This is a genomic window from Tepidanaerobacter sp. GT38, assembly GCF_021991635.1.
Taxonomy (GTDB): Bacteria; Bacillota; Thermosediminibacteria; order Thermosediminibacterales; family Tepidanaerobacteraceae; genus DTU063.
The window spans coordinates 1-10,042 of the sequence record NZ_JAFFJA010000056.1 but is presented as its reverse complement, the minus strand read 5'-3'; the positions used below and the strand labels follow the sequence as shown (position 1 = coordinate 10,042).

Annotated in this window: 7 protein-coding genes; all 7 read left to right on the top strand. The window is 43.6% G+C overall.

Annotated features, from left to right (window positions below):
• A partial coding sequence (locus tag JT739_RS08185; protein WP_237660617.1) for a sigma-54-dependent Fis family transcriptional regulator occupies positions 1-1,158 on the top strand: 1,158 nt, incomplete at its 5' end.
• Positions 1,159-1,378: 220 nt separating this feature from the next.
• The gene (locus JT739_RS08180) at positions 1,379-3,376 is read left to right on the top strand and encodes an FAD-dependent oxidoreductase (RefSeq protein WP_237660616.1); all 1,998 of its coding nucleotides are present in this window, start codon (positions 1,379-1,381) and stop codon (positions 3,374-3,376) included.
• Between the two features lie 15 nt (positions 3,377-3,391).
• Positions 3,392-4,702 carry an aconitase X gene (locus tag JT739_RS08175; RefSeq protein ID WP_237660615.1) on the top strand — a complete coding sequence of 437 codons (1,311 nt, stop codon included), beginning with the start codon at positions 3,392-3,394 and terminating at the stop codon, positions 4,700-4,702.
• Positions 4,695-5,138, top strand: coding sequence for an aconitase X swivel domain-containing protein (locus tag JT739_RS08170; RefSeq protein WP_237660614.1), 444 nt, complete (start codon positions 4,695-4,697; stop codon positions 5,136-5,138). Before JT739_RS08175 ends, JT739_RS08170 begins: the two co-directional genes overlap by 8 nt.
• Positions 5,139-6,030: 892 nt before the next feature.
• Entirely contained in the window at positions 6,031-6,684 is a 654-nt protein-coding gene (locus tag JT739_RS08165; RefSeq protein ID WP_370642610.1) for an N-acetylmuramoyl-L-alanine amidase family protein, read from the top strand.
• A gap of 220 nt (positions 6,685-6,904) precedes the next feature.
• On the top strand, positions 6,905-7,495 hold the full coding sequence (locus tag JT739_RS08160; RefSeq protein WP_237660613.1) for a DUF3298 and DUF4163 domain-containing protein: 591 nt from the start codon (positions 6,905-6,907) through the stop codon (positions 7,493-7,495).
• A 349-nt stretch (positions 7,496-7,844) separates the two neighbouring features.
• A partial coding sequence (locus JT739_RS08155) for a DNA internalization-related competence protein ComEC/Rec2 (RefSeq protein WP_237660612.1) occupies positions 7,845-10,042 on the top strand: 2,198 nt, incomplete at its 3' end.

The following is a 10,042-nucleotide window of genomic DNA, read 5'->3' as shown; positions in this document are numbered from 1 at the left end:
ACCGTAAAGGAAATCATGGTGACAGCTACTCCCATATTTGATGACAGCGGCAATATCAAGTTTATAGTGGCAAATGTGCGGGACATGACCGACTTGATCTATCTCCAGAATGAGTGCGACAAGGCCCAAACCCTTTCAAAGCAGTACTATTATGAGCTCATAAAAGAAAGGGGATATTCTGGAAAAGTTATTGCAGAAAGCCGAGAGATGCAAAAAGTGCTGCAGCTGGCATTTCGCCTTGCCCAGGTTGACTCTAATGTTTTAATTGAGGGAGAATCCGGTACCGGCAAGGAAGTAGTTGCAAGATTAATTCATGAGCTGGGCTCAAGGAGCAAGAACCCATTCATTTCGATAAACTGTGCCGGAATTCCTGAAGCCCTGCTGGAGGAAGAACTGTTCGGCTACGAGGAAGGTGCTTTTACAGGAGCTAAAAAGGGTGGTAAAATCGGATTAATAGAACTGGCTGATGGGGGTACCCTGTTTTTAGATGAGCTAAATTCCCTCCCACTGGGGCTTCAGGGAAAGCTCTTGAGAGTCCTGGAGACCTATGAGCTGACTAGACTGGGCGGTGAAAAGACCAAAAAAATTAATTTCAGGTTGATTACTGCTGTAAACAAGGATTTAAAGGACTTGGTTAGTAAAGGCCTCTTTAGGGAAGATCTGTACTTCAGGATAAGCACGGTTCCCCTGTTTTTGCCGCCCCTTCGCCAGAGAAAAAAGGACATAATCCCCCTGGCCCTTCACTTCCTCAACTATTTTAACAACAAGTATAATGCCAGGAAAACCTTATCTTCCAGCATATTAAAGGCCCTTGAAGCATACAACTGGCCGGGAAATGTGAGGGAGTTAAAAAATCTTATTGAAAGATTGGTAGTTCTCACTGAAGATGACCTGATTACGGAAGAAGACCTGCCCCAGGAGATGATTAGCTGGTCTCCTAACGAGAAATACCAAGTGATTGTGAAAGATGTAGTCCCCTTGGAAAGTCTGGTGGATGAAGCGGAAAGGAAGCTGCTCATGCTTGCTATGGAACGCTATGGGTCCACCAGGAAAATTGCAAGGGCTTTAGGCATAAGCCAGACTTCCGTAGTAAGAAAACTAAAAAAATTTTTTGGTGAACAGGCTACCCGAGTCAGTAGCGGTTCAGGTGAAACATAATTTACTCGCCTAAAAAGCTTAAAATTATAGAAAAGCACTTGCACAAAAGCCCTTGTGAACCAATTTCGGTTCACAAGGGCTTGCTTTGTTTTTGGAATACTTTATTAAAATCCTTGCCATGAGGCGGTTTCGTGACTTTTTTCACATATCCCAATACTTGGTATGATAATTGCTTCACAAATTAAGTAAAGCCAAAAATAATTAATGGGAGGTTATGTTGATGACGTCCAAATACAACAATCTGTTTGAACCTTTTAAAATCGGGAAGCTTGAGATTAAAAACAAATTTGTAATGGCGCCCATGGGGCCGGGAGGCCTTTCTAACGAGGACGGGGCCTTTAACGAAAAGGGCGTAGAGTATTATGTGGAGCGGGCAAAAGGTGGGACCGGCCTAATAATCACCGGTATATGCTATGTGGAAAATGAAGTTGAAAAAAAGGTTATGCCATCCATGCCATGTCCCACATTAAATCCTGCAAGCTTTATAAAAACTGCTGCTCAAATGACTGAAAGGGTCCATGCGTATGACTCAAAGATCTTCCTGCAGCTTACCGCAGGTTTCGGAAGGGTGGCAATCCCTGCAGTGCTTAAAGGAGATGCGGTAGCACCATCCCCCATTGAAAACTTCTGGAACCCTAAAATCAAATGCCGCGAACTGACAACCGAGGAAGTGGAATATATAGTTAAGAAGTTTGCCGAGGCATCGGTAATTGCCAAGATGTCAGGCTTTGACGGAGTGGAAATTCACGCAGTCCATGAGGGCTACCTGCTGGACCAGTTTACCATAGCTCTCTTTAACAAGAGGACCGACAAATACGGCAACGACCTTATGGGAAGGCTGAGATTTCTCATCGAAATAGTTAAAGCCATTAAAAAGGCCTGTGGAGATGATTTCCCAGTATCCCTGAGGTACAGCGTAAAGAGCTACATTAAGGGTATCAGGCAAGGAGGCCTCTACGAGGAAGAGTTTGAGGAACTTGGTCGTGACACGGAAGAAGGGCTACAGGTAGCCAAGATCCTGGAAGAAGCGGGTTACGATGCATTCAATGCCGATGCAGGCACCTACGATTCATGGTACTGGAACCATCCGCCCATGTATCAGAGGAAGGGGCTTTACCTGCACCTGACCGGAAAGTTAAAGGAAGTTGTTAAGGTCCCGGTCCTGGTTGCTGGAAGAATGGAAGATCCGGATTTAGCAAGCAGCGCCCTGGAAGAAGGCATGGCCGATGCCATAGTTATCGGCAGGGGCTTGCTGGCCGACCCACAATTGCCAAATAAGATTAAGGCGGAGAAACTGGATGATATTCGCCCCTGCCTTTGCTGCCACGACGGATGCATGGGCAGAATCGCCCAGATAAAGCCCATATCCTGTGCCGTAAATCCCCAGGCCGGCAGGGAAGCGGTATATGGTCTTACGCCTGCTGAAAAGCCAAAGAAGGTCATGGTCATCGGCGGCGGAGTTGCAGGCATGGAAGCGGCCAGAGTCAGTGCCTTAAGGGGGCATGAGGTCAGCCTCTATGAAAAGAGCGACAGCCTAGGTGGTGTAGTTTTGGCAGGAGGAGTGCCTGACTTTAAAGAAGCAGATTTGAGGCTAGTTAGCTGGTATGAAAAACAGCTAAAAGACCTGATGGTAAACGTCAACCTGAATTCCGAAGTGACAAAGGACTTGGTGGACAAAATCCATCCCGATGTAGTTATCGTGGCTACGGGTTCCGTGCCAAAAACTTTAAATGTCCCCGGCATCGATAAGGCGGTTGAGGCTGTTGATGTGCTGAGAGGAAAGGCAAAAGTTGGCGATCGCGTGGTAGTAGTAGGCGGTGGCCTGGTGGGTTGCGAATTGGCCCTTTGGCTTGCCAAGCAGGGCAAACAGGTTACAATTGTGGAAGTAATGGAAAAGATTTTGTCAGCCGGCTTGCCGATACCCCACATGAATTCAGCCATGCTAAAGGACCTCTTGGCTTATTACAAAGTAAATATAAAGACCAAAGCCTCTGTAGCTTCCATAAAAGATGATGAAGTTGTGATAAAGACCGAATCCGGAGAAGAGACGATTCCCGCAGACAGCGCGGTCATTGCTATAGGCTACAATCCAAAGAACGACCTTTACAAGGAAATTGCCAGGAACTATCCGGAGACTTACCTCCTGGGAGACGCAAGAAAAGTGCAGAACATCATGTACGCCATCTGGGACGCCTACGAGGTAGCGAGGAATATATAAGGGGGTATGACATCCGTGAGACAGTACAAGATGGAACTTAGCGATGAGGAGAAAGAGATACTGGAAGGCAAACACGGGGAAGTCATGCGGAAGATATTAGAATCGGTGGTGCTCTACGGGGAAGCCTTTGAAGCCAAAAGGCTTATCCCCATAGATGGCCCCGTTCACCTGGTCACTTCCTTTGGCCTTTCGGGAATTGAAACGGTATTTGATATGATGGATGAACTGATAGAGGCTGGAGTTAAGGCAAAAGCACCTTTTACCGTGGATCCGAGGCCCATGGACTTTGAAAACGTGGAGTGCAGCGATGTTCAAAAGAAGATTTTTAGTGTCCTCTACAGCAATCAGGCCAGGTACGAAGAGCAGCTGAGAAAACTTGGTTTAAAAAATGACAATGCTTTTACCTGCACCTGCTACATGCCGCAGGTAGGAAATGTTCCCAAAAGGGGCCAGGTCTTGTCCTGGGCTGAATCCTCTGCCGTTGTGTATGCAAATTCCGTAATCGGTGCCAGGACCAACAGGACCTCCGGCATCATTGAGCTCTTGTGCGGGATTTTGGGCAAGGTTCCTGAGTTTGGACTGGTGACAGATGAGGGAAGGCGGGCTAAGTGGCTTGTGGAAGTAAAGACTTCCAAGCTGCCAAATGCTCAGGTCCTTGGAAGCGCCATCGGCATGAAGGTCGTGGAAGATGTGCCATACATCGTGGGGTTGGATAAGTTCCTGGGGAAGGGCTTAAACAGCACTACGGAAGATTACCTTAAAGATATGGGGGCAGCCAGCGCATCAAATGGCGCTGTGGGCCTATACCACGTGGAGAACATAACTCCAGAAGCCATAGAGCAGGGCAGAGATCTCCTGGTAAAAGATTACAAGACCTATATGATAGATGACGAAGAAATCGAAAGGGTCATAAAATCTTACCCCGTGCTTTGGAAGGATTTAAACGCAAAGCCTGCCAAATGCTTCATAGGATGCCCGCACCTTTCCAAAAACCAGATTTACGAGTGGATTGAAAAAGTTTCACATAGGCTTGCCAAGGCAGGCAAGGATAAGGTTGAGATAGATACGGTGCTGTGTGCGGCTCCGGACGTAATCTCGGATTTTAAGACCGACGAGGAGGCCTACCAAAAATTAATAGATATGGGACTTCACCTCACATATATATGCCCCCTCATGTATATGAGCAATCCGGAATGCTCCAAGCAGCCCATTATAACCAATTCCAACAAGCTGAGGACATATTCTACGGCAAGATTCTTCCTTGATGATGAGGTGCTGGACATTATAGTAACTGGCATCGTGCAGGGAGGTGCAGGTGATGAGTAGGACATTTAAAGGAAGAGTTGTGATAGGTGGAAATGTAACAGGGGAAAGTGTAGTGACACATCAGGGCTTTAACGTGCTGGCATCGTATTTAAAGGCCTTGGGCGAAAGAAGCAATACAGCAATATGTTCCGATCAAAACAATAAAGACATCTTCGGCAAGGATTTGGCAGGCAAGATTATTTGTCTTCCCCAGACCATTGGCTCTACCACAGGTGGCATGATACTACAGAGCGTTGCGAACCTGGGCATCGGGCCAAAAGCCATGCTCTTTTCCGAACATATAGATTCCCTGGCAGCAGCGGGGATTATCCTGTGCGAAGTATGGAATCAAAAAACCATAGTGACAATTGATCAGCTGGGGAGTGAATTTTTAGATTATGTAAAAACCGGGCAGCAGATTGAAGTAAAGGAATACGGGACCGTTATAGTGATGTGAAAAGAGCACAAGATAAACCAAGGGGAGCATTGGAGAAAAATTCTAATGCTCCCCTTAAATTTATTGCAATTTTATATAAGGTCAACATTTGAAGAATAAAAGTTTAAAGATTAGCCTAAACGACGATAATGCCAGGACAAAGATTAACAATACTGCAAAAATCGGCGTTAAAGACGCAATATACTAATTAATTGTAATTGAGCTAGCGTATTTTTTATATTATGGGATCAATGTTTAATGCTCATTTTTGCCTGTTGTCAGCAATATACAGGATGAGATTTATACGGAGGATGCTTTCTAACAAAGAAGTGATGAGTAATTATAGATTTTATTTGCTTTTGCTACTTGATCTCATCACCCACTTATATTTGCAAATAAGGATATATTGCAGGAGGGGCTACATTAAAGGAAAAATATTAGATTAGTTTCATCAGCAGATTTATATTTTGAGCTCGAGTTTGAAGTGCCCGGTCAAAAGGCATTTATTAACCGGTACTATAGAGTTATAGTAAATTGAAGAAAGCTATATAATTTTGAAGTTGAATATTTAGGTACGTACGGAGAACCCGAAATTGCAATGGGATATCTTATAATATCTGAAAAGATATTTAAAGAGTAAATTTAACGTAGGGGCGATAATTCTACTCAGTGAATTGAGGAGGATTACCGCCCCTCCGAATTTAAGAACATACATAAAAGAAAACTATATAAGATAAATAAGATGCGATATGGACTTTTGCTTTGTTACTGTTTGCAAGGAATATATAATTAAAGAACTGTTACGGTATCAACCGCATAAAATATGCAAGAGACTTTACTCATTTATAAGTTATTGTATAAATTCCCTTATCGTTTTTTAAAGAGGTGGAGCCATGAAATAGTACAGTATTTAGTGCCGTCAACTAAATACGCTATTAAATGCCCTTATCCCATGGCTGCTGAGTTTATCGTGGTTCACAACACTGCAAATGACGCCAGTGCCATGAATGAAGTGTCATACATGGTAAGGAACAATGACAAAGTTTCTTTTCACTATGCGGTAGATGACCGGGAAATTGTCCAGGGCATACCGGACGACCGCAATGCTTGGCACGCAGGAGACGGAGAAAACGGGCCAGGGAACAGAAAAGGGTTGAGCGTCGAGATATGTTATTCCAAATCGGGTGGAGATAGATTCAAGGAAGCCGAAAAGTTAGCTGCCAAATTTATTGCATATAAATTAAACGAGAAGGATTGGGGAATTGATCGTGTGAAAAAGCATCAGGATTTTTCGGGCAAATACTGTCCCCACAGGACCCTGGATATGGGTTGGCAGAGGTTTTTGAACATGGTACAGGCGGAGCTTGAAAACTTAAATGAAAAAAAGGATGGGGATAAGGATAAACCCTCAACCTGGGCACAGGAGGCATGGGACTGGGCAAAAAGTGAGGGAATCACCGATTGGACCAGGCCCGGGGATGCCTGCACCCGTGAAGAAGTTATAACTATGATTTACCGGTACCACAAACGGGTGGTGGAAGACAAGTCTTCACAATCAGCTGTGTAACACATCGATATTCTATTTGCGCCAAATTAACATGAGCGGTTGCCACCGCTTATTTTTTTTTTAGAACATAAAAACGAGCGCTCATTCATAACCGTAAGCGTAATATTGGTCATTATGTTCAGGAAAAGAGCTTTTTCCAGCGTATCTTTGCTATAACAAATGGTTTTGTTTCGGAATAGATTATATAAAGTGTCATTTCATTGTTGAGGGGTGAGGCATCATGATGCAAAATCAATTGCCTGTAATGATTAAAACTCGCCGAATAAAGAAAGAAAGGCTGGATGTTGAATATCCTTTAGTGGAGGGTTTGGAGAATAAGAGTGCACAGCAGTACATTAATTCGGTCCTTATGAGCCTGGTGAATAGCTTAATAGAGCAGACCGATTATTACCAAAATCCAATAACTGAGGTGACGGGAAGATATTATATAAGGACAAATAACAGGGGCATATTGAGCATTTCAATTGAAGTTTACTGGTTTTCTGGCGGAGCTCATGGCATGACGGTATTAAAATCGGTGACTTTTGATGTGACAACTGGCAGACTGTACCGACTTCAGGACTTGTTTAAAGAAAGGTCAAAGTATGTGAATCGCCTAACTGAAATAATAAAACGGCAGATCAAGGAAAGGGATATACCGGTAATAGTTGATTTCACCAGTATTAAACCTGACCAGGACTTTTACATTGAAAACAGAAGCTTGGTGATATACTTCCAGCTGTATGAGTTGGCGCCTTATGCGTACGGCTTCCCAACATTTAAAATTTCCACTCAGGAAATAGAAGATATTTTGAGGGAACACATATTGTAAAGTAAGCAAATTATGAGCACCTAAAGTTCTAAAATTATTAAAAAAGATTAAATAAGCCATAAGCCTATCCCTCAAGTGAGTTAAAATGCTCAACTTAACTATGAGGGATGGTATGTGGCTTTTTTTTACGGAATCTACTTGTAATTTTTAAAATCTGAGAAGAGTACAAGCTCAAACAGACGGTAATCATTCTGGAATGAGTATAAAAGAGGAGAGATTTGAGTAGAAAAAATCTAGCAATATTTGGTAAAATAAGACAAGGATTGCAAGGTGTTGAAATGCTCATGAATTAAGCGAGGAAATTGAACTAAATACATTCTGTAAATAACCTTTGTGCAGGGTGCAGCTCATGTATCGGCCTTTCTTGTTTATTGCGGTCTTTTTTGTATTGGGAATAACTTTAGGCAATTTCATAAAAGCTTTCGGTATTTATCTTTTCGCATTAATCGTTTGCCTTTTGGCATGCTGCATGAGTAAAAATAAAAAGGCAAGGGTGATTTTTCTTGCTGCATCTATAATCCTGTTCGGGGCTTCCTATTACTGCTATAGGCTGGAGAGAATTCCCGGCACAATCGTAAATTTTGCGGGAGAGCGGCAAGTTATAGTGGGAATTGTAAGGGATGCGATAGTAAAAAATGAAAGGCTAGTGTACGAGGTTAAAGGTTTATATATTCAAGATGGGGAATTTTATAAAGCTATTAGCGGAAAAGTAAGGCTTTCAACACTTTTGGATGATAAGGGCAAAGTGCTGCATTACGGTGATATTATAAAGTTTTCAGGGAAATTAAAACTCCCCCAGGGCCGCCGAAACCCCAACGGCTTTGATTACAGGGCTTATCTTTTGCAAAAGGGCATCTCAGCCACTATGTTTTCTCGGGAAATAGAAGTAATAGGCAAAGAGAGAGCCAATCCTTTCATAGCAGCTGCCTTTTACTTAAGGCAGCGCTTGATTGCATTTTATGAACGGTACCTTCCTCCAAATCTTGCTTCACTCCTGGTTGGCATCACCTTGGGAATCAAGGATAGCATTCCTGGGGAAACCATGAAGGCGGTAAGAGAAAGCGGCGTAGCCCATGCCCTGGCGGTGTCGGGCCTCCATACGGGTGTAATATACGCTGCTCTGGAATTGTTTTTTGACAGGCTAGCTGTTTCAAGGAAGCTTGCTTTTGCCATCGAAAGCCTGGCGATTATATTTTACAGTTTCATGACAGGCCTTTCGCCCTCCGTGACAAGGGCTGCCATCATGATAATGGTGTTCATGCTGTCTAAGGTAGTGGGAAGGGAAAACGACTCGCTAAACAGCCTGAGCTTTTCGGCAGTAATTTTGCTCTTGGCAAATCCTCTGACCCTCTTTTCCGTCAGTTTTCAGCTTTCCTACGCGGCAGTCCTGGGCATAATTCTCTTTTACAATCCCGTTAAAAGCCTCTTTCATTTCCTGCCGAAGTACCTAAAGGAATCCGTTACCGTGATGCTGGCGGCTCAGCTTGCGGCAGTACCGTTTTTAGCTTACCATTTTTACAACATATCTATGGTAGGTTTTATAACCAACCTTTTAGTGGTGCCGTTGGTAAGCATTATTTTAATTGGTGGCTTAATTTCCGGAATTGCCGGCCTTTGCTTTGAACCATTGGGAGCTTTATTGATAAAGGTTCCAGGCTTTCTGCTATATATTGTAGAAAAAATAATCCTAGTAAGTTCCAGGTTCCCCTTTGCAACACTGGTAGTTCCCGCCATGCCCATTATCAGCACATTTTTGTATTATCTTTCCCTAGCCTTGATTTTTGACTTAGCACCTTTTTCCAAAGAATATCTTGTGAATCACAGAAAGGCAATTGCACTTGCGTTGCTGGCTCTTGCCCTACTTCCTGCCCTGTGGCCATTTGGGACCTTCGAAGTGACTTTCATCGATGTTGGGCAGGGGGATTCAATTCTCATCCAAACTGAAAGAAACAGGGTCATATTGATTGATGGCGGAGGCACGCCAGCTTATTTAAACAGCGATTTTGATACCGGAGAAGATATAATTTTGCCCCTACTTTATTCAAAAGGAATCAGGGAGATAGACATTGCTGTCTTTACCCACTTTGATGACGACCACGCCAAAGGGCTGTTGTCGCTATTAAGATCCATAAGAGTTAAAAACATCGTATACGGCCTGCCGGAGGATTCCGCAAACTTCAGAGAAATGCTTGAAATTGCAAGGCTTAAGGGAATTAAAACTATCCAGGTGGGCAGGGGAGACAGCTTTGTGGTGGATGGTGCGGTTTTTGAAGTGATGCACCCGCCAAAGGACGCACCCCTTTCTTCAGGCAACGACAACTCTGTTGTGATCAGGATGAGTTATAGAGGAATAAGCTTTCTCTTTACCGGCGATTTAGAATTTGAAGGGGAGCAAAGCCTTGTAAAATCAGGAATTGATATAGGGGCACACGTATTAAAGGTAGGACACCACGGTAGCTCTACATCTACAAGTCAGGAATTTTTATCCAGGGTAAATCCTATTTACGGCGTTATAACTGTGGGAGCGGTCTTACCAAAAATGTTTGA

Excerpts from the sequence above, each read along its gene's own strand:
- JT739_RS08180 (WP_237660616.1), top strand. The coding sequence starts at position 1,379 with ATGACGTCCAAATACAACAATCTGTTTGAACCTTTTAAAATCGGGAAG.
- JT739_RS08170 (WP_237660614.1), top strand. The coding sequence starts at position 4,695 with ATGAGTAGGACATTTAAAGGAAGAGTTGTGATAGGTGGAAATGTAACA.
- JT739_RS08160 (WP_237660613.1), top strand. The coding sequence starts at position 6,905 with ATGATGCAAAATCAATTGCCTGTAATGATTAAAACTCGCCGAATAAAG.